Origin of the sequence: Methylobacterium pseudosasicola (assembly GCF_900114535.1) — a bacterium.
Taxonomy (GTDB): Bacteria; Pseudomonadota; Alphaproteobacteria; order Rhizobiales; family Beijerinckiaceae; genus Methylobacterium; species Methylobacterium pseudosasicola.
Genome location: NZ_FOTK01000064.1, coordinates 1 through 19,246, shown reverse-complemented (window position 1 = coordinate 19,246; position 19,246 = coordinate 1). Strand labels below are relative to the sequence as shown.

Here is a 19,246-nt window from a genome sequence, read left to right as displayed (position 1 = left end):
CCATGGCGACGAGCGGGCGAGGCACCGGCATCGTCGGCTACAACGTACAGATTGCCGTCGACCCCGAGCGTCATCTCGTCGTCGCCCATGAGGTCGTCAACGAGGGCCACGACCGCACCCAGCTCGTGCCGATGGGCGATCGGGCCAAGCAGGCCACCGACGCGGGGGAGATCGTGGTCCTGGCCGATCGCGGCTACTACAGCGGCGACGAGGTTCTGGCCTGCGAAGGCACGGGCATCCTGCCGACCATGCCGCGGGCCGACACGTCGGGTCGAGCCAAGAAGGGGCTCTTTGTGCGCGCCGACTTCGTCTACGACGCCGCGGCCGATCACTACGTCTGTCCCGCCGGCGCTGTGCTGAAGAAGTCTAACGCGCGCTCCGATCGACACGGTGACATCGACCACTACCGCAACCTGGAGGCCTGTCATGGCTGCGCGATGCGGGCGCGCTGTACGACCGAAAAGTTCAAACGCTTCAAGCGCTGGAAGCACGAGGCGGTGCTGGAGGCCATGCAGAGGCGGCTCGACGCCATGCCCGACGCCATGGCGGTCCGGCGCGCTACGGTCGAGCACGTCTTTGGCACGCTGAAAGCTTGGATGGGCAGCACGCCCTTCCTGACGAAGGGCCCGAAAGGCGTGAGAACCGAGATGAGCCTCGCGATCCTCGCCTACAACGTGAAACGGATGATCCGCCTGTTCGGCGCAACTTGGCTCATCCAGGCCATTCGAGCCTGAGGCGGCCCACCGCGGCGCCGTCATCATCCTGCCAAGCGACGCTGGCGACCACGATCAATGTGTTTTGACACGGCCTCGGTCGGATGCGGAACGTCCGCTTCTGAGCACCATGTCAGGCAATTAAAATGACAGGGTCCGGATTGGCCAGGCATACGGAGCCGTCCAGAATCCGCTTGGTCTTCTGAGGGCGTGACATGGTCCACGCACCGCCGAACGCGGCGAACGTCCGGCCTACCGATCGCGCTTCCCTGGGTTCAAGGTAGGTTGCCGTAGTAGCTGGCTGTTGGTTGGCCAGGCTCTACGATCCGACCAGCGGCTCGCGCCGCGCGTGCGTAGGCTGAGATGGGGAGCGTGGCCCGGAAGGAGAGATCGCGTTCCAGCCCGATCACGAGGCCAGCACTGACCTCCTTAAGCTCCTCCAAGCTCACGTAACCCAGCTCGGGCTCGCCGAAGCCGAGGTCGCACAGCCCGTACAGGGTGTCCCCATCGGGGTCCATCGCGCAGATCAGCCAGGTGGCCGGGCCCGTGGGATTAAACAGCTTGAGCAACGGATAGTGGTCGCGCTCTCGATCTCGTCCATTGGTCAGGAGCAGCTCGCGCGTTGCGGCGTCGATCAGGGGCAGCATGGGCATCCTCGCGTTTGAGGCTAGGAGCGTGCAGCCGTAGGAGCGAGAGGGCGAGCAAACAGCGGTCGGCGAGTGCTCAAACTAGAACATCATAAAATACAGTTTTTCTGACGTTCTGGGCTAAGTCGTTGATTTAGCTGTGATCCACAAAGCACTCGCCCTCATGCGCCTCTGGAAACATCATCCTTTGCTGCGAAGGCGCACAAAGTGTGAGGTTTCGGTGAAGCAGGCGCGCGTACCCACCGACGCGGAGTTCAAGCGGCTAGTGGCGCTGGTAGGGCAGGGAAGGCACGGCCCTCGGAATCGAGCTGCGCTGATGCTCAGCTATCTCGCTGGCCTACGCGTTGGCGAGATCGCAGCGCTGCGATGGGGTGATCTCGTCGACGGCGAGGGTAGGGTACGGGAGCAGCTCCGCCTGAGCGCGGCCGTAACGAAGGGTGGACATGCGCGGGTTGTATTCATGAACGCTCGCCTCCGACGCGAGATCGAGCTGTTTCGAGCCGGCCTGTCCGCCGCGCCGGATTTGAAGGCGCCCGTTCTAATAACGCAAAAGCGCACGGCTTTCAGCGCCAACACCCTGTGTCAGCTCATGCGCAACTGGTACGATCAGGCCGCCCTGAACGGGGGGTCAAGCCATAGTGGCCGGCGCTGGTTCATCACGCGCCTGGCAGATGCCGGAATTTCACCCAAAGCCATTATGATGCTGGCTGGGCATCGCCACCTTTCGACCACGCAACGTTACATCGATGTAAACGATGAAATGATGCGCGCCGCCGTCGATGTGCTATAATATATATCGCAATCGTATTAAATAAATTCCGCATAGTAACGCTCTAAAAACTCAGTCGCAACACTGGCGCTGGTATAGGCAGCATACCGCTGCATTGCATCTTCTTTGTCAGGGTCCGCAAAATCGCAGACCGCCTTAAAAGCCGCTGGCATTGGTTGTGGATCGGGCGCCAAGTGAGCTGCCGCGAAAACACCATAAATTTCCATTTCAAGTCCAATGATAGTACGTTGTTGTTGGCGTTTAATCTCATTCAAGCTGACGCCATCAGCCAGGACTGCTGACCCCGACGCCACTGGGCCAATAGTTAGGCTCAATTCGCCGGGCGCGTCGCCTTGCCAAGTATCTCGAACTTTGCGAAGAAAGGTCCGATCGGATCGCAGCTGATCTGCACGGGAACGCAAGCTCGCCGCCACATCAAGTTGATGCGGGTCAATACTAAACGCCGTCGAGTTCCCGTCCTTTACACGCTTGCCGCTTTGATAATCCCAAGACGGGTCGGCGAACAAAACATCGCCGAGCTGAGCCTTACCAGACACACCCGCGCAAATACCAGTCATAATCAACAGCCGTGGCCGCAGGTGTTCAATAAGCTTTGCGGCAATTAGAGCGCTGGAGACCATACCCATCCGCGGCGCCACGGCAGCATGAGCGGTAAAAGTACGGCCCCCACTTTGGAAGACAGCGCGCTGCACAAACAGTACGTTGTCGATTGGTCGAGCCGGCTCCCAGGTCCAGCCATTGCGAAGCACCGCTTCGTACTCTGGTGACCGCAAAGCGGTGAGGATCGCGACATCAGTCAGATAGGTTCGCGCCTCCGCTCTTCCTGGCTCCTCACGCGCAAATGCAGCTGCGTTCAGTATTTGGTCGATCCAGCCGTCGTGATCGGCCGCGTAGCGCACCAATCCCCAGGTATAGTCCTTAAACAGCGCAGCTACCGCGGCAGCCGATTCATCATAGGCCGACAACCCTAGGATCCGCTGAGGCCTCCAGAGCATGTCGCCCTGGAGAAGGTCTGATAAGAGATCGACCGAGCTCTGATCGGACGGTTCATCTACAGGCCGATTCGGCAGGCAAATATCGAGTAACAACAAGCTAAAGCGCGTCTGACTCATTGCCTCGCGAGCAGCCATCGCATTCTGGACAAGTGTGACATCACTGAAACCCTCTGCATCTAGTCGCGCAACCAAACCCCTCAAGCGGGCCGGCTGATCGTCAACGATCAAGATTTTCATCAGGATGCCCCAAGGTCACGCATAGCTGTTTCCAGCTCCTGCCGCCAGCCGCCATACACCGAGTTAAAATATACAAGACCGCGGTACAGCCGCGGGTGTTCATCTTGCAAAAGAGCTTTCACTTCTTCCAGTGTTTGCTGGCGTCCATCAATTTGAATAGCCGGGTATGCTGTAACGACGATAATTGGCACCGACAGATCCATCATATCTAGAAAACGGATTATCTCGATGCCACCTGCACCCTGCGGCCGCCCCCCGCGCTCCTTGGCGGCGATGTCGAAAGTTGGTAGTGACATGTCCAAGAGAACCAGATCGACCGTTTGCACACGTAAAAGATCAATGGCACCTCGCACTGAGGCCGCCAGCTCGACAACCAACGAGGTAAAAACCTCGTCACAAAAATTCAGCAAATGCTGGCGTTTGGGATCCTCGTCTTCAACAAGCAGGACACGCATCAGGCTTCTGCCTTCTTGAAAATGAAGAGCGAATAGACCACCTCGACGAAAAACATATCATCATCGTTGAAGCCGAAATCTAATCGGCCGTCCTTAGATTGTGAAACTATGCTGGCGATTTTGACGAAGCCGGAATTTCCCTCCCGGCGCACGCGACTGCGGTCAAACTTACCGGAATGAATGGCAGCATGCAGTTCCCGGACCTTCTTATCCTTTGCTGAAGATCGAGCAGCAGGACCAAAATTAGAGTCAACTCGAAGTGTCAGAGTTTGAGCCTCTATGTCAACCGCACACCTGATCTTAACCTTCTGACCGACGATAACGTCGCCGTGCAATCGCGCGTTGTTGAGAATTACGAGTAGAAATTCAGAAATAAATGCAATGTTGGTTGCAGGCATCTCCATGTCTTCAGCTGCGACTTCGACTTCGATAACAGGCTGATACTCTTTGTGCGGATCTAACGCCGATCGTATACCTATCTCTAGAACTTGATGAAGTGAAAACGTTTTGGATAACGCTAGCCCCTCCTCACGGGTCAGCCACTCAGAAACTTCGAAAAGTTTGCGTTGTACCTCCGCAGCAGCATCACCACACACAGTCGCCAGTTCTGAGTACGCAGGTGAGCTCTCTGCGGAGTGCAACTTTGCCCTGAGCTTATCGAAACACTCCGCGACCCGCTGCTTGACTTCTCCATTAAGATACTCGCGAGCTTCCTCTAGTGAGTATTCTAGGCGAGCAGAAAAAATACCAAGTGCTTCGGCGAGATAGGTTTCTAATGATAGATCGAGTTGGACGATTGCACGTAGTAAGTGATGGTGCAACGGACCGATATCGGCATCAAACAGGCCGTTTGGCTTTTCTAACGTACGTACGTGGAAGCGCTCGTCCTTGAGATCGGTAAGGATTTGATCGAATTCGTGAGCGAAGTTCTCGAAAGCCGAAGCCGTCGCCGCTCTCTGATCCTCTGTCAGCACGGCAAGTCGCTCGAGCCAATAGGTGTTCTCTCGGTAGGCGCCAAACTCCGTCACGCGCGTGGTTATGAGATTAGCGAACTCAACCGGGCTGCGCAGCGTAGCTGTTAGCGGATGATGGCGCACTCGACGGCTTAGATACGAATCGAGCCCATGTTCCGGATTATGCAGGAACTGGTCCTGAAGTCGCCGCGTTTGTTCAATGAGGATGGTGTCAGCTTCACTGGACGGTGGTTCAAGCGAAGATATAGCATCTGGGGCAGTTACCTGCTTTAGTACCGAAGCAAGATCGTCGGCAATCCCTATCCCTGCCCCGACTAATCCGACGTATCGAGCGAAATACTCGGCTATCTCTTTACGAGCCCAGGCCGTGATAGCTTCAATATCTACATGAATTCGACTGCTATCTATAATCCTCATTCCCTCATATATAGCTCTATTATTGGTAAGATCTACCCTGCGAGCGTCATATTCATGGCGGTTTTCGGGGTCAAGTCGGGTGAGCCAAAATTGTATATTGATTATTTCTTCTTCTACATCACTAAGCGTTGAAAAGAAGGAGCTCATATCCATGACATTTGATACACACACGTTTCGCAAAAAATAAATCAACTCGGCAGAATCAAAACGGTCAAGATGCGCCTCAAGCTGTGTCGGTCGGGTCACTCCCTGGAGTCGCAGTACTTCGTTAAAGGCGAAACGCCGAACCGATGCCGCCCGATCGTCACGTGAAGCCTTCCAACGCAAATCCATTACAATCGCTGGAAACAGCTCGGCAGCGTGGGGTTTGAAGTCGGCCCAGCGGGGATTGGGGAGTACCACTTCCGTGGGAAGCGAGTCCGCCGCCTGTGGCGCGCGCGATGCTTCTCGAGCTAGTAGACGCGCTGCATCTATTGTTGAGCCGTCATTGACGGCGATATGAATCAGAAGAATGTTCGCGAGACGATCGGCAACGGCGCTTCCTTTTCCCAACGCTGCTCTTAAATGGTCGGCAGCCGTCTCGAGATCATCGATAGAGATTGCGCGCACAGCTTCGACGAAATTCTCGAACGGCGATGGATTTCCGGTAGAGCATCTCAGTGACGCGGCGGGCAGCAATCCAAACAGACAGTGCAATAACTCTGGCGCACCGTTTAGTGTCGGATTTGCTAGAAAATCTACCAGGCGTCGTATTTCATCGAAGATGGGAAGGCCGCGGAAATTCTGTGTCAGTTTTCGCGCTGATGATGTACTAATTTGCCAGTTGGCTCCGCCGAGCGCGATCACTCGTAGATCATCAATCAACCAGCGCAATGGTCCATCAAGCTGGTCCGGTGATCTGGATGCCTCGGCATAACAGATTGCCAGCACCGCCATCATTGGAGCGCTTACTGACCCTGCTTTCAATTCTCGTCGAGCCAATCGGTAGGCAAGTTGCAGTCTGCCATCGGCTAGCGCATTGACTGCCTTACTGATGCTAGATGGCCGGTCCAATAACTTTGCGCCATCATCGGTAGCAATGCGCCGAACCGCTTCCTCAATAGGGCTAAACCACTCTAAAACCGCGGCACGGAGCGGTTCATCCTGCTGCCTCGCCAATGTCCATCCAGCGACATCGCGGGCGGTCATATACAGATCAATAACTGGATAGCTTTGAGCAGTCGCGAGGGTCGCAAGTGCCTCGCCTGCCCCGGCGAACGGTTCGCCGAATAGTCTATAGCGCAGGTAGATTGTCTTAGCTTCATCAAAGCCAAAGACGGAGATCCGGCGGCTCACATCCTCTCGGAAGCGTGGCCAGGTTGTGCTAGGTTCGTTACGGACACTGGCTTGGCGAACAAGATAAGCATAAATTGAGCGCTTGAGTGGTGCGCGTACCCGCTCCGAGTAACGTTTCTGCGCTTCAAGGCCATCGAAGGTTTGTCCGACTGCCAATCCGAGCTCGAATAGCCAAAGTGAGGCACCAAACGTCGTCCCTAAAATCTCCAATATTTTTCGTGCTTCAGCCGCATCACCACACAACACGGCCGCAGCCAATCTATGGCGAAAATTCTCGAATACTGCTAGTTGTCTAAGGTACGGCCCAATCCGATAGGCGACAAACTTAAGTTCCGCAAAAGCCGGTAGGGGTCTGGCGTCAAAAAGACCGTCGAGTGCCTTTATAGGCGCTGGAAACTCATTGAAGCTAGCACCTAGGAGTTGAACCTTCAGCCACGCAAAATAGTCCTCAAAGGACGACTGTGGTAGCTCGTTATGAACGTTGACGAGGGCGTGGCGTAAGCCAACAAGAAATCTATGGCGAGGATCTTCTTGACGAGCACGAAAATGATTGTCTGCTACGTCGCCAGGTCTGGCATCGCGTAGGCCGCCGACTAAACCGAGTAGAATGTTCTTGTGTTCGCGTAGGCGCTTTGCCTCGCCATCCCTTAAATCTGGCAGCGTCAAGCTCCCTACGTTCCGGCAGCGTCATCTCACGGTTGACGCCACCTTAGCGCAATCACGACCCCGTAGCGCAACCATGTTGTCGCTGTAAAATCGACACTCGCATATGGCTGATCGCCTCACTCGTGCCAAGGTTGCATCGACGTCACGTTGCATCAGAGTGGCGTCCGAAGGGCCATCCTGCCTGGCGGGGTGAAAAGTTGGATCTTTTCAAATTTATGCCCGGGTCCATTTAGGTCTTAGCCGATCCACTACGCGTTCGAGGCGTACTTGGCCGTAGTGTTTGTCGATCATGGCGAGCGAGGTCCGGCAGTTCCTCGCCACGTCGAGCACCTCGGCCCCATTCGCCAGCTGCTCGCTGATATAGAAGTGGCGTAGCGAATACGGTGTGCGTTTGATGCCCCTGTGGTCCCGCTCGAGCCCCGCCGCCTTCACCAGTTCGGTAAAGCCATTGGCGATCGAGCTGATGCGTTTGCCCTGTTCGTTTGCGAACACCGGGTCCGTGTCTTCCGGCTCTCGATTTTTGCTGCGCTGGAACAGCATCCACAGGGTGTCGAACCATGGGATCGCAGCCTTTTGCGGGATGGCCTTGCCGCTCTTGCCCTTGCCCCGCGCCTGTAGCCGGATATCCCGGTCATCCACGCTCTTGCCCCGGCCGGCGCGGTAGCCCAGCACGTCACCCCAGGTGAGGTTGTACATCTCAGTGGGGCGCAGGCCTGAGAACGCGCCGATCATCACGTACGCATGGAGCACGGTGCGATCACGCCGCGTGTGTTCATCCAGCCGCTTGATGCGCCAGCTGCGCCGATCGCTGGTGCGCACCTCAGCGCCGGTGCCATCCATGATGGGGTCCACCAACCGGCTCAGGCTCACAGCCTCCAGCCGGGCGAACTCATGAGGCTCAAAACTGGGCCGCCGATTGTCGGGCGAACGCCGGGCCTTGATCGTGATCTCCGGCGGAGTCTTGAGGTAGCCCTGGCGCGAGGCCCAGCGCAGCAGCGCGCGCAGCACCACGGTCTCACCGCGCTGACGGCTCAGGGAGGGCGCTGATCGCCGTACAGGCCGGCGCAGGCGATGGCCATCACGCTCGTACTCGATGTGCGTGATGAGCTTGCCCGGCCCCTCAGTCCAATAGGTGCGCCGCCACTCCGCGTAGCGCTCCATATCCGCTTCGCTGATCGCATCCACGGGCTTGGCACCGAAGAAGCCGATGAAGTATCGGCGAATCACGGCAGGCTCGCTCTTGCCCTGGTCCGCCCGGCGTTCACCGCGCTCCACCTCGCGCAGGATATGCGCGATGTACTCCTCGGCCACGCCCTCGAAGGTATGCGCCTTGGCTGTGAGCCCCTGTTTGGCCCGGTAGGTGGCCTCGTACCAGATGGCGTCAGCTCGGCGCTCAGCCTCCCGGAGGTCGTCCGTGTCGAGGGATCGCTTGAACTGGCCCTGACCCCGGATGCTGAAGCGCACCTGCCACCGGGTGCTGCCGGCGCGCTGAAACAGCTGGTAGCGCTCGGCTGGGTCGTTGCCAGGGGTGCTCAAGATGCGGCCCTGTCTGGTTACTGCGGTGCGGCGGACTGCGCTAGAAGTGCGCTAGGGTGCTCCCAGAGCCCCCAGCAAACCGTTACGCCTGCACGATAATTTTCCCGCTGCGCTAGCTCCGTTCTAGGATTTAAAGCCGAAATCCGCCCAGAGCAAGGCAAACAAAAAGCCCCGCTAAGTGCTTGGCGGGGCTTCAGAATTGTTGGTAGCGAGGGAGGGATTTGAACCCCCGACACAAGGATTATGATTTCTATTGTTCCCGCCCTGCAGCCCGAGTTCGAGACGTAGACGGTTAACGGCGGGAGCCTGGAAGTTCCTGAGAATGCAGTGGATTGCCTTAACGGGACGGTGACGCGCCCAGGCTTACAGGGCACGGAGGATCTCGGGCTGCGCAGCCCGAGAGCAGCCCGAGTTGGTCCATGTCCGTCCGTCTGAGCAAGACCCACGTCGACAAGGCCCTCAAGGATGTCGCCGCCGGCGGCAAGTCGTACGACCTGATCGACAGCCAGCAGCCGGGGCTGATCCTCCGCGTCGGGCCGCGCGGCGCGCGTTGGGGGTTCAAGATCATCCGGAAGGGGACGACCTATCGGCTGACGCTCGGGTCCCCACCCGGCCTGACCCTCGACGAAGCCCGCGAGATCGTGGCCGCGGCCCAGCGGCACGTGGCCAATCGGACAGCCGCCCCCGACGACCGGTTCCTGGAGGCCGAGTTCATCCGCCTTGGCAAGGTGGCGCCGCGGCCGGCGCCGCCGCCCCGGGATCCCGCTCTGGTGGCCGAGCGCGAGCGCAGCATCGCCGACATCCCTTATTGGACATGGGAGGTGGCTCGGACCGAGTACCTCGCTGAGGTGAAGCGAACCCTGCGCGAGGCGACCTGGCGTGACTACAGCGCCAAGCTCGGCGCGCCTGAGCTCGCGATCCTCGCCGGCAAGGCCGTCCGCCGCGTCACGCTGGAGGACCTCGCCGGCGTCGTCTACGAGGTCCACCGCTCCGGCCGGGAGACGCACGCCGTCAACCTCGCGTCCGCGCTCAGGCCCATGTGGCGGTGGATGTGGCAGCCACACATCCGGACCAGATCCGGCATCGGTATCGAAGGCGTCGGCGCCGACATGTCGAAGCTTGCCGCCCCGCCCAAGTCATCGGCCCGGAAGGTCCGCGCGAACGGGAAGGTAGCCGGTCGCTACGTGGCGACCGCGCCCGAGATCGGCACCATCCTCGGCGTGGCCCGCGCCGGGATCCTCGATCCGACCGTGTCCCTCGCCCTGGAGCTGCTCGTCCTGACGGCGCAACGCCGGCGGCCGGTCGTCGATGCCCGCGTCGAGGATTTCGTGCCGTGGGCAGAGGTGCCTGGGTGGGGCGTGTGGTCGATGGGACCGGCGCATCGGAAGACCGCCGATAAGCGCGACGACCAGTCGAGGCACGCCCTGCCACTCCCTCCGGCGCTGTGGCAGCGGATCGCCCAGCAGCTGAAGGCCTGCAGCGAGCGGGGCCTAGAGCATCTGTTTCCGCAAATCCGCGCATGGAAGCTCGGCGACACCGTCGGCGGGCATATGAATGAGGCCGGCCTGAACCACAGGCTCTTGGACCTCGGCGTCCGCGCGAGCCCGCACGACCTGCGGCGCGGGTTCTCTACGCACGCGCAGAAGACCCTCCGGCTGCCGCGGGACGCGGTTAAGTTGATCATGGACCACAACGAGGGGATCGCGGCCGACGACGTCCTCGAAGGCCACTACACCTTGGACGACCGCCTCGACCTGAAGGCGCCAGTCATGGAACGCTGGACGGCCTGGTGTGACGAGCAGGCCGCCGCGGCGGCTGCGGGATTCCGGCCGCTGCCCGAGCTCGCGGCTGAAATCTCAGCCCGGCGCCGGGCGCGCGAGCGGGACGGGAAGGCCAAGTCCGCGGCGAAGAAGGCCGCAGCGGCGGAGGCGGCCGAAGACAAAGCTTTGGCGGCCTGAGCCCAGGGAAACATCAACCGTGCCGGCGGGATCCACTTGCCGGCGCGGCCCCGATGCCAGATGATACCAGCATGAGCACCGCCCATCCTCTCGCGAAACGCTTGTTGGCCTGAGCCAACCACCACCGTCCGCATTCCCGGACGGTCGCGTTCGACTATCGAGAGGGGGGCTTCCCCATGACGACCTTTTTCACAGCGGACAGCCACGTCGGGCACGCCTCGATGATGAGCCTGCGCATGAGCCGGCCCCGGCCTTTCCGTTCCGTCGAGGAGATGGACGAACACATCGTGGCGGCCTGGAACAACAGGGTTCGCCGGGACGACACGGTCTGGCATCTTGGAGACTTCGCCTACGGGTGCGGCAGGGCGCATGCCCGCGCCATCTTCGACCGCCTCAACGGGCGGAAGATCCTGATCCGAGGCAACCACGATCAGCGGTCCGAGGACCTCCCTTGGGCGGAGCCGGTGCGGGACGTGGCGCGCATCACCGTTCAGGACCGCGGCATGCCGGCGCCCGTAGACCTCTGGCTGTCCCACTACTGCCACGCGACATGGCCTGACGCATTCCGCGGCCGGATCCACCTTTTCGGTCACTCGCACGGGGCGATCCCGGCGACGGCGCGGTCCTGCGACGTGGGCGTGGACGTCTGGCAATTCCGCCCGGTGACGATCCCGGAGATCCAGGAACTCCTCGCAGACGTCGCTGCCCGGGAGGCCGGTCCCGTCGCGGCGGCCGCCCTGGCGGAGGCTGCCTGATGCGCGGAGACTACTCCTACAGCGATCCCATACCCGGGGCGGTCTGCTGCCTGTCCTGCGGCCGCGTCAGCATGGGCATGACCTGGTCCCAGACAGAGGCCGCCGTCGCCAGCGTGAATGCACAGCGCCGGCCGGGGGAGCCCCCGATCGGGCCGGCCTATTTCCGATGCTGCCCCACGCCCCGGTACCGGCCCGCCGTGATCGGGGACGTCCCGGACGGGTGCACGATCTCGGGCGTGCTAACCGAGGGGTACATGGAGGGGCCTCCTCAGATTTGAGGAGGCTCCCGCTTGCTCCATCGGTAGAGCGCCGTCGCCCGACTGATCGCCTCCGACACCGCGGGGTCATCCTCGCCGTCGACCGGCATGCTCCAGACCTGCCCTCCGTCGTTGTCCCAGAACCTGAGCAGGACATATCGCTGGCCGACTTTGCAGCCGTCGAGAAAGTCCGGGTCCCGGCGGCGGAACAGGAGCGCCCGGGCCGGCTCGACGCCGACGACCTGCCCGAGGAACTCTTCGACTGGGTCGACGTGGTCCTCGTCGTGTAGGTGGAAGGGTGGACAGGCGACGACGTAGCCACCCTGCGGGCCAACCTCGCACCGATCGATCCCATGGGCATCGCGGAAGCGGCCCATGTCTTTGGTCAGAAACTGCTCCGCCATGCGCTCAGGGTCTGAAGGCGACCTCGGCCTCGCACGCAGCCGCAGCCGCCGCTGCTTCCGCCCGCTCCCTAGCCTTCCGCCGGCGCGTGATCGTTAGCTGGCTCGGCGGGCCGACACTGTCCCCGAGGATCCGGGCCATCAGCTTGGCGTTCGGGAAATCCCGCTCGTCGAGCTCGACGGCCGGCTCAGGCTCAGGGGCCGCCGGGACGGGCGCAGGCTCGCCCCGGCGCTGGTCGGGGAGGTCCTCGAACAGCAGGGGGAGCGGGGGCTCAGGCGGGGCCGGGTGGCGCCGCAGGATCGGGAGGACCCTGTTGACGGTGAAGACCTCGGAGATCGCGGTCAGGATGTAGTCGCGCAGAAATGCGGCAGGGGTGTCGGCGGCGAAGACGGGACGGCGGGGCACGGCGGAGCCTCCTACAGCGCGAGGGCGTCGAGGGCTTCGAGATCGCCCGGGGGGATCTGCGGAGCTCGACGGCGGGGGTTGGGGCGGGTGCCGGCGACGATGTCGGCGACGTGCATAAAGGCGTGCCGCGGCTCGGCTCCGCGGACGGCGACGATAAGTTCCGGAGTGACGACGAGAAGCCGATTGGAACAATTAAGCGCGGCGCGCTGAGGGGCGGCAGACACCAGGCGACCGCCGAACAGGTGCAGCATGACCCAGATGACGACGGCGCAAGGCTCCGTCTCGCCCACCCTCCGCACGTGCCAGCCGCGCCCAACGAGGGCCGGGATCTCCGCGCGGGCGAGCCTCGTCAAGGGGGCGATCTGCCAGACCGGGCTCGTCGTGAGATCGAGCCCATCCCGAAAAAGCTCGCACTCGACGATGAGCCCCGGATCGTAAGTCCGGCCGTCGGCGCCAACGCGCATGTGCCAGGGCGTGATGCTGCGGGGGCGCCACGTCATGACAGGCTCTCGCTCAGGGTGATCGCGTCGCCAGGTCGCCGACGGGACACGCTGAGGTGGACACCGCTTTTCAGGATGAGGGCATCGGTGCGGGTCATAGCAGAGCCTCCAGGGCGGCGTCGTCCTCGTCGGGGAGCTCGGCGTGCTCGGGCAGCGCAGCGAACTCTTGCGAGCGTTTGAAGGGCCGCGCGATCGATGAGATCGACTCCTCCTGCAGGTCGCTGATCCAGGCTTTCAGCGTACGCCGATCCATCGCCGCAGCGTGATGAGCTTCGCGGACGATGCCGGCTGAGGCATCGAGGCGCGTCCCGGACAGCCACGACGGTACCCAGCCACGATCGGCCCACATTTGCGGGACGACCGTTGCCGGGTCCGACCTCAGCGTGTCTCGGATGACCCGGGCAATCCAAGCATCGGCGTTCTCGCGCGCTTTGCGATCGAGCGTCGCGCGCCGCCTAGCCAGGCTCGCTTCGGCCTTGTCGACGGCGGCCTGCTCGGCGGGCGGAAGGCCGCGAACCTGCCGGGCCTCTCGATGGTAGCCGGTGCCGACGACGATCCATCGGAGATCCCTTTCGAGGATCCGCCACCCTCGCTCGCCGGCGGTGGTCGTCACCTCGCGGATGAGCCCGAGGCGCAGCGCGTGGTGGACGACGTTGCCGGCATCGGCCCACGTGCGGGGCTCGGCGGCCGTGCCCCGGTACTTCTGGAAGCGGGCGCGCATCCTGGAGGAGTAGCGCTCGACGATCATGGCGCGGTCGAGCACGTCGTCTGCGCCCCAGACGGCGATCGCGTCCGCGTTGACGTACGCATTCCAGCAACCGTCGCCGCTCACGTAGCCGCCTTCGATGACCGCGGCGTCGAACGAAGTCGGGAACGTCGGGTTGGGGTTGCCGAGGTTGTAACCGCCGCTCATCGTGCCGCCCCTCCGTTCATCTGGAGCTGATGCCACCTGCCCGCGCGCACCTCGGCACGAGCCCAGGTCAAGCGGGAGAGTTTGTCGAGGACGAGCGGGTCGTATTCCGGGAGGTCGTTGAGCCAGGCGACGATGACATCCAGGGTCGGAGGGACCTGGCGGCTGAAAAAGAACTCAACGATTTCGCCCCTGCGATGAGCGGCCGCCGCCTTGCGATCGCTCAGCTCGCTCCGGACCAGGGCTTGCTTGTAGACCGGGTGATCCAGGTAAATCGTGTGGTCCGGGCGGTAGCCGTCTCCAAACGGATCCGCGGGGTCGCCGAACGGCGCCGGACGCAACGTCCTTCTTTCGAGATAGCCGCATGCCGCCGGCAGACGCCGAGCCAGCCAGCGCTGCGCCCGGATGTCGGTGAGGGTGTTGATTGCGAGCGCCGCAGCAGTGCGCTGCAGACCGCCGAGCGTCGCATCGATGGAAGTGCCGGACCGACTCACGCCGCCCTCCGGTGCTCGGGGATCCAGGCGTTGACCGGCCGCCGGGATGGGACGGTGCACATCCGGAAATGCCCGGGGCACCACACCGCCCCGTGCTGCGCGACATGCCCGCAGTACGTCGCCGCGCCGCCCTTCGGATCGTCGGCGATGTAGCGACACTGACCGTCCCGGATCTCCCAGATCGCGACCCGAAGCGACGCCGGGATGCCGACCTCCACCGCCTTCGCGGGCTTGGGCTTGGGCGCTGCAGCCGCCTTTGCCACGGGACGCGCCCGGGGCTTTGAGGCACGCACCGGCTTCGCCCTGGCGTACGCGATCCGCGACCGAGCTTCCCGTCGGCGGCGCAGGCGCTCCTCGTGGGGAATCGGATTGCCGGGGCGGGCATCGAGGACGGCCCGGGCCGCGCTGAGGTACGGCCCGAGTTCGCCGCCCGGATCGCTCAACCCGGCGCGGAAGGCGATCCCGATGACCGCCGATTTGGAGACCTGCAGGCCGTGCTCGGCACGGATCAGGGCGGCGATCTCCGTGCCTGACAGGCGACCCTCTTCGTAGAGAGCGCAGACGCGGGACTTGGCGGCCTCCGTCCACTTGATGACGACGCGACCGCTCATGACCGAGCCTCCGTGGCGGGTGCGTAAGTGACGACGCGGACCAGGCCGAGCGCGAGCAGGATCGCCGGGCCGGGGGCACGGCGGCCGAGCCTGACGTCAGCGACGTATTGGGGGGAGAGGCCTGCACTGCGAGCCCAGGCTTGGGCGGTTCCCTCTCTTCCGATTGCGGATTCGAGCGCCTGCAAAGGCCCGGCATGGGCCTCAGAGCGAGTAACGGACACGAAGATACTGCCTAAAACCGGGGTGGGGCGATCCGCTACACAGCTAGAACGCTGACGAGTAAGCTAGCTAAGCCCCGCCCGGATTTCCAGTGGTCATAACGGAAATCGTTCGACGTTTAACGGGGCGAACTGCGTGTTGCATTTCCAACCTACTCCGTTTCTCGACGGATTAATCCGAACGGATTAATCCGTTTTCCTGGCGATGCTTGAATTTTGCGAGATTGTACTTGTGCGTCGCGGGCCGGAGTAGGATGCTCTGTCAGTCAGCGGAAGCGCTGTACCGGGCCGCCGCGCCCGCAACTCTGGTTTACGAGCAACCCCAATGAGCCCGCCGATCGACTTCGGCGCCGCCTGGCGCAACGCCGGCACCCACCGCCGCTACGGTCATGATCTGACGTTGTGGCTCTGCGACGAGCGCACCCAGGAATTCTTCGACGCCTACCGCGGCGCCCGCGCCGAGCTGACCGGAGCCGGCTACTCGTGGACCGACCGCGGCCGCGACCGCCCGGCACTGTCAGCCTGTTGGTGGGACACCGGCATCGCCGTCGACCTGTGCGGCCTCGCCAATGCCGCCGATCTCGCGATCCGTACGGCCGCCGCCGACCGGGCCGAGAAGGCCAACGCCGCAGCGGAACGCCTCGCGCGCGAGGTCGCGGAGGTTGCCCCAGAGGCGGCCCCGATTCGTACGGAGCTGACCGCGATGGAGGGTGACCGCCCGTGGTCCTTCGGGCGGCAGCTTGGCGATGTCCGCCAGTTGCTCGGTGACAATGCCTGGGGGCGCAGCGGCCTGCAGTACGCGGAGCGGCTCTTCAGCAACGCTAAGGGCAACATCACCCGCGCGGCCGCGCGGCTCGGCCGGCCCGGCCCAGCGACATGGTTCGCTCGCGCCGCGGATCCGGATATCCGGGCAGCGGCCCTGTCGCTCTGTAGGATCTTGAGCGCGCTCGACACAGACTGGGCCGCCGTCCGGAACTCGGCGGGCTGGTCGCGGGCTACGACTTGGACGGGGCACACACTGGCCGAGATGGGCGAGCTCGATCAGGCGCAGGCCGCCCACGCGCTGGGGCTGCTGCACGGACACCGCCGCCAACTCCCCGACGAGCTGTGCACGCTCCTGTTCGGGTCAGCTCCCACCCGCCGGCGCCGCTCCGCACCCTCGGACGCCCCCTCCCTCGGGCTCTAATTTTCAGCCCGGCGCGCAACAATCCCCACATCGGCGGCACCCGGCCCGGGGGCCGCCTCACATCTAAGGAAGTCCTCAAATGTATCAGCTCATCGTCTCCATCATCCAGGCCATCCTCGCCGCGTTGTTCGCCCCCCTGCGGTGGCTCGGCTGGCAGCCCGCCCCCCGGGCCGCCGATGTCGCGGCCGCGGCGCTCTCCGAGGTCCGCGAGCAGGATCGCCAAGTCGAGCCGCAGCCCGCCCCCGATCTCGACGGTCCGCTTCCGCTCCCGCAGTTCCACGCCCCACTAGGCCACATGATCAAAGACCACGCCAAGCGCATGCTGCGGGACGAGTATGCCCTCTCGCAGCCGGCGCCGGATCCGCTGCCGACGGACGTGGATCGCTGGCTGCTGCGCATGGACGACGCGCAGCTGCGGCACCTGGTGCGGCTCCCGGCCTGGATGATCCAGGAGCACGTGCTCACCGGCGCGAAGGGCTCGCTCCACAGCCTGGGGTACTGCCTGCCACAGCCGGCCCCCGCCCGGATCCAAGGATACGGCGGCGGTGACGACAAGGGCGGCCGAGGCGGCAAAGGGGGTGGTCCCGTCAACCTTCAGCAGGTCCTCGACCAGCTGGGCTACGCACCTGCCGCGGGACCCCGCATGCGCTGACCAAGATCCCCCCGCGCACGCAAAAGCCCGCCGGTCACCTCGGCGGGCTTTTTTCATGTCGGCCCCAGATCGCGAGGGCGCGTTCCATCACAGCGTCGGAACTGATCTCGCCGGTGACGTACGCCTCGAAGAGCGTGCGGGCTTCGTCAGAGAGGATGACGCCCGCGAGCCGGGCGGACGCCATGGCGGCGTCGACGGCCTCCCGGCGGGATCGGGTCTCGTACTCGTCGATCACGCCGCCCGGGCGGCCTGGTCGCGCCGGACGGCGGCGATCAGGTTGAGCCCGATCTGCTCCGCCCGCTCGGCCCGCGCGACGGCGAGGCGGGCCTCCCCGGCGAGGACGGCGTTCGCCTCACGGAACGCTGCGGTCTCCCGCCGGGCCTGAGCTGCCTCGGCCTCGGCAGCGGCCGCCCGGCGACGGGCGCGCCCGAGCTCGGCGACGAGGGCCTGAACCACATCGACCTCCTCGGCCTGGCGCTCGCGCAGGTCGGAGAAGAAGTCCTGGATCGCGAAGTGCCCCAGCGCGAATGCCTGAGCGCCCCGGCCGGCGACATCCATCATGACGTGGCGGGTCTCATGGCTCATGGCGTCTCTCCTGGCTGGGCGATCTTGTCCGTTGAGGATGAGTCGTCGCAGCAGCTTAGGCAACCCGCCGATGGAGTTTTCCCTGGGCTTTAGGGCGTCACGTGTTCGGGGAATGGTTTTCGACAGGTGAATACCCTCCCGTTACTCCTATTCACCAGCACGACTGTTGCCGTCATACCATGACGGGCGCTTCGGGGCTTCGAGCAGCCGGCTCTGGAGGGTCTCCGAGACGGCTTCCCGCTTGAAGACAGTCACGTCCCGGCCGCGCGCCTTCGATCGCTCGGTGCGCTCGACGAGGTGGCGTGCCGTCTCCAGCAGGAGCGCCCCGGGATCGAGCGGAGTGGACAGGCGCTGCCCCTCCGGCGCGGACAGCAACATCGCGCGAAGGGCATCGACAATCGCGCGGTCGAGCGTCGCCGGATCCGGTCGGCCTTCCTCGCGCCAGCGCGCCCGCATGGAACGATTGCGGTCGGCGGTCTGCCTCCGGATCCGGCCAATACGGCGGGCTCCGGTCTCAAGGTAGGCGTGGACGGGGTGGTAGGATGTGTCGCGCATGACGGTATGATGCCACGCGGCCTAGCAAGGGACGCTACATGTGACGCCAAGATGAACGCCGCAGGCGCACAGCGCCCGACGTGCGCCCGGGTGCCGAAGGGCTTCGGCAGCAGGTTCGTGCCCGGGTCGAGCACCACGTTGTTGACGACGGCGTTGCGGGCATAGCCGGTCGTATAGAGCGTTTTCAGGTTGGGCAGCACGGCCCGGGCCCGTTCGGCGAGCTCCGGACCGGTCATCCCCGGCATGACGATGTCGGTGAACAGCAAATCGAAGTTGAGCCCGGACTCGATCATGCGCATGGCATCCTCCCCGCCCGGGGCGTGCGAGACGTCGTAGCCGAGGCGCTGATGACGACCCATCGGCTGGGATCGGGCGCGCCTGCACGCCAAGCTGCAAGGCGATCCCGGGAGATGTAGACGCCCCCGAACAGATCGGGCCCCTTCAGGCCGTGGAGATTGAGCGGCAGGTTCTTGCGGTCGTAGACGACCAGGATCGCGACGTCGGCTACCCGGTTCGTCAGGTTCGCCAACTCACCGGACGACGAGATGTCCATCTCGATGTCCGGATGCAGGCGTGCGAATGCGGCGAGGTCAGGCTGTAAAAACCGCCGAAGGTTCACCCCTCCCACAATTAGGCTTAGAGCGCCTAACAGAACGGGCACGGATTGGGCGGGCGGGCGTTGGTCGTGATGGCTCGTCCGCTTCTGCCCGACGATCTCTGGACCGAGATTGCGCCGCTTCTGCCGCCGTCCCGCCCACGTCCAAAAGGTGTCCGACGGCCGATCGAGAACCGAGCTGCGTTGACCGGCATTCTGTTCGTGCTGCGCTCAGGCGTTCCGTGGGAGATGCTGCCAGCGGAGATGGGCTGCGGCTGCGGGATGAGTTGCTGGCGGCGCCTGCGCGACTGGCAGGCGGCCGGCGTATGGGCCCGCCTGCATCAGGTGCTCTTGGAGCGCCTGCACGGGGCGGGCGAGATCGACTGGAGCCGAGCGAG

22 protein-coding genes and 2 pseudogenes are annotated in these 19,246 nt (G+C 63.4%); 8 read left to right on the top strand and 16 right to left on the bottom strand.

Annotation, left to right across the window (positions count from 1 at the left end; all coding sequences use genetic code 11):
• The coding region (locus BM228_RS30745) for a transposase (protein WP_139234287.1) at nucleotides 1-734 on the top strand (734 nt) is incomplete at its 5' end.
• 254 nt (nucleotides 735-988) lie between these two features.
• Here the strand turns inward: BM228_RS30745 and BM228_RS30740 are convergent.
• A complete protein-coding gene (locus BM228_RS30740; protein ID WP_092046669.1) occupies nucleotides 989-1,360 on the bottom strand; it encodes a DUF2958 domain-containing protein in 372 nt (123 codons plus the stop codon).
• 163 nt (nucleotides 1,361-1,523) lie between these two features.
• On the opposite strand from BM228_RS30740, the gene BM228_RS30735 reads away from it, so the two are divergent.
• Nucleotides 1,524-2,150: a tyrosine-type recombinase/integrase gene (locus BM228_RS30735; protein WP_244537397.1), complete on the top strand. Its 627-nt coding sequence runs from the start codon at nucleotides 1,524-1,526 to the stop codon at nucleotides 2,148-2,150.
• A 17-nt stretch (nucleotides 2,151-2,167) separates the two neighbouring features.
• Here BM228_RS30735 and BM228_RS30730 read toward each other — a convergent pair whose 3' ends face one another.
• The 4 genes from BM228_RS30730 to BM228_RS30720 form a co-directional block, all read right to left on the bottom strand.
• The gene (locus BM228_RS30730; protein WP_092046664.1) at nucleotides 2,168-3,382 is read right to left on the bottom strand and encodes a phosphorylase family protein; all 1,215 of its coding nucleotides are present in this window, start codon (nucleotides 3,380-3,382) and stop codon (nucleotides 2,168-2,170) included.
• A complete protein-coding gene (locus tag BM228_RS30725; protein ID WP_092046661.1) occupies nucleotides 3,382-3,837 on the bottom strand; it encodes a response regulator in 456 nt (151 codons plus the stop codon). Before BM228_RS30725 ends, BM228_RS30730 begins: the two co-directional genes overlap by 1 nt.
• Nucleotides 3,837-7,229, bottom strand: a complete 3,393-nt coding sequence (locus BM228_RS34275; protein ID WP_139234286.1) for a hypothetical protein — start codon at nucleotides 7,227-7,229, stop codon at nucleotides 3,837-3,839. Before BM228_RS34275 ends, BM228_RS30725 begins: the two co-directional genes overlap by 1 nt.
• Before the next feature lie 213 nt (nucleotides 7,230-7,442).
• A complete protein-coding gene (locus tag BM228_RS30720; protein ID WP_092046659.1) occupies nucleotides 7,443-8,765 on the bottom strand; it encodes a tyrosine-type recombinase/integrase in 1,323 nt (440 codons plus the stop codon).
• A gap of 419 nt (nucleotides 8,766-9,184) precedes the next feature.
• On the opposite strand from BM228_RS30720, the gene BM228_RS30715 reads away from it, so the two are divergent.
• From BM228_RS30715 to BM228_RS30705, 3 genes are all read left to right on the top strand, one after another.
• Nucleotides 9,185-10,723, top strand: a complete 1,539-nt coding sequence (locus tag BM228_RS30715; protein ID WP_092046656.1) for an integrase family protein — start codon at nucleotides 9,185-9,187, stop codon at nucleotides 10,721-10,723.
• A 176-nt stretch (nucleotides 10,724-10,899) separates the two neighbouring features.
• The gene (locus BM228_RS30710) at nucleotides 10,900-11,478 is read left to right on the top strand and encodes a metallophosphoesterase (RefSeq protein WP_092046653.1); all 579 of its coding nucleotides are present in this window, start codon (nucleotides 10,900-10,902) and stop codon (nucleotides 11,476-11,478) included.
• Complete coding sequence (locus tag BM228_RS30705; RefSeq protein ID WP_092046651.1) at nucleotides 11,478-11,756, top strand: hypothetical protein; 279 nt, start codon at nucleotides 11,478-11,480, stop codon at nucleotides 11,754-11,756. The genes BM228_RS30710 and BM228_RS30705 overlap by 1 nt, the downstream gene beginning before the upstream one ends.
• Here the strand turns inward: BM228_RS30705 and BM228_RS30700 are convergent.
• The 6 genes from BM228_RS30700 to BM228_RS30675 form a co-directional block, all read right to left on the bottom strand.
• A complete protein-coding gene (locus BM228_RS30700) occupies nucleotides 11,747-12,112 on the bottom strand; it encodes a hypothetical protein (protein WP_139234285.1) in 366 nt (121 codons plus the stop codon). The two genes, BM228_RS30705 and BM228_RS30700, sit on opposite strands and share 10 nt — an antisense overlap.
• Before the next feature lie 31 nt (nucleotides 12,113-12,143).
• Nucleotides 12,144-12,542, bottom strand: a complete 399-nt coding sequence (locus BM228_RS30695; RefSeq protein ID WP_092046645.1) for a hypothetical protein — start codon at nucleotides 12,540-12,542, stop codon at nucleotides 12,144-12,146.
• A gap of 11 nt (nucleotides 12,543-12,553) precedes the next feature.
• On the bottom strand, nucleotides 12,554-13,042 hold the full coding sequence (locus tag BM228_RS30690; RefSeq protein ID WP_092046643.1) for a hypothetical protein: 489 nt from the start codon (nucleotides 13,040-13,042) through the stop codon (nucleotides 12,554-12,556).
• Between the two features lie 94 nt (nucleotides 13,043-13,136).
• Entirely contained in the window at nucleotides 13,137-13,955 is an 819-nt protein-coding gene (locus BM228_RS30685) for a hypothetical protein (RefSeq protein WP_092046640.1), read from the bottom strand.
• Nucleotides 13,952-14,446: a hypothetical protein gene (locus BM228_RS30680; protein WP_092046637.1), complete on the bottom strand. Its 495-nt coding sequence runs from the start codon at nucleotides 14,444-14,446 to the stop codon at nucleotides 13,952-13,954. The genes BM228_RS30685 and BM228_RS30680 overlap by 4 nt, the downstream gene beginning before the upstream one ends.
• Nucleotides 14,443-15,057: a GcrA family cell cycle regulator gene (locus BM228_RS30675; RefSeq protein WP_092046634.1), complete on the bottom strand. Its 615-nt coding sequence runs from the start codon at nucleotides 15,055-15,057 to the stop codon at nucleotides 14,443-14,445. Before BM228_RS30675 ends, BM228_RS30680 begins: the two co-directional genes overlap by 4 nt.
• Nucleotides 15,058-15,600: 543 nt before the next feature.
• Between BM228_RS30675 and BM228_RS30665 the strand changes: the two genes are divergently transcribed.
• Together BM228_RS30665 and BM228_RS30660 are read left to right on the top strand one after the other, a co-directional pair.
• On the top strand, nucleotides 15,601-16,461 hold the full coding sequence (locus tag BM228_RS30665) for a hypothetical protein (protein ID WP_092046629.1): 861 nt from the start codon (nucleotides 15,601-15,603) through the stop codon (nucleotides 16,459-16,461).
• A 79-nt stretch (nucleotides 16,462-16,540) separates the two neighbouring features.
• Nucleotides 16,541-17,113: a hypothetical protein gene (locus tag BM228_RS30660; protein ID WP_092046626.1), complete on the top strand. Its 573-nt coding sequence runs from the start codon at nucleotides 16,541-16,543 to the stop codon at nucleotides 17,111-17,113.
• 34 nt (nucleotides 17,114-17,147) lie between these two features.
• On the opposite strand, the gene BM228_RS30655 is transcribed toward BM228_RS30660, so the two are convergent.
• From BM228_RS30655 to BM228_RS30640, 5 genes and pseudogenes are all read right to left on the bottom strand, one after another.
• Nucleotides 17,148-17,348: an antitoxin VbhA family protein gene (locus tag BM228_RS30655; RefSeq protein ID WP_092046622.1), complete on the bottom strand. Its 201-nt coding sequence runs from the start codon at nucleotides 17,346-17,348 to the stop codon at nucleotides 17,148-17,150.
• Complete coding sequence (locus BM228_RS30650; RefSeq protein WP_092046619.1) at nucleotides 17,345-17,698, bottom strand: hypothetical protein; 354 nt, start codon at nucleotides 17,696-17,698, stop codon at nucleotides 17,345-17,347. The genes BM228_RS30655 and BM228_RS30650 overlap by 4 nt, the downstream gene beginning before the upstream one ends.
• Before the next feature lie 147 nt (nucleotides 17,699-17,845).
• A complete protein-coding gene (locus tag BM228_RS35660) occupies nucleotides 17,846-18,253 on the bottom strand; it encodes a hypothetical protein (protein ID WP_244537398.1) in 408 nt (135 codons plus the stop codon).
• Nucleotides 18,254-18,402: 149 nt separating this feature from the next.
• A pseudogene (locus BM228_RS35655) lies at nucleotides 18,403-18,546 on the bottom strand (response regulator); the annotation flags it as partial.
• 50 nt (nucleotides 18,547-18,596) lie between these two features.
• Nucleotides 18,597-18,854 (bottom strand): annotated as a pseudogene (locus BM228_RS30640) (LysR family transcriptional regulator); the annotation flags it as partial.
• Nucleotides 18,855-18,941: 87 nt separating this feature from the next.
• Between BM228_RS30640 and BM228_RS30635 the strand changes: the two are divergent.
• A partial coding sequence (locus BM228_RS30635) for a transposase (RefSeq protein WP_139234284.1) occupies nucleotides 18,942-19,246 on the top strand: 305 nt, incomplete at its 3' end.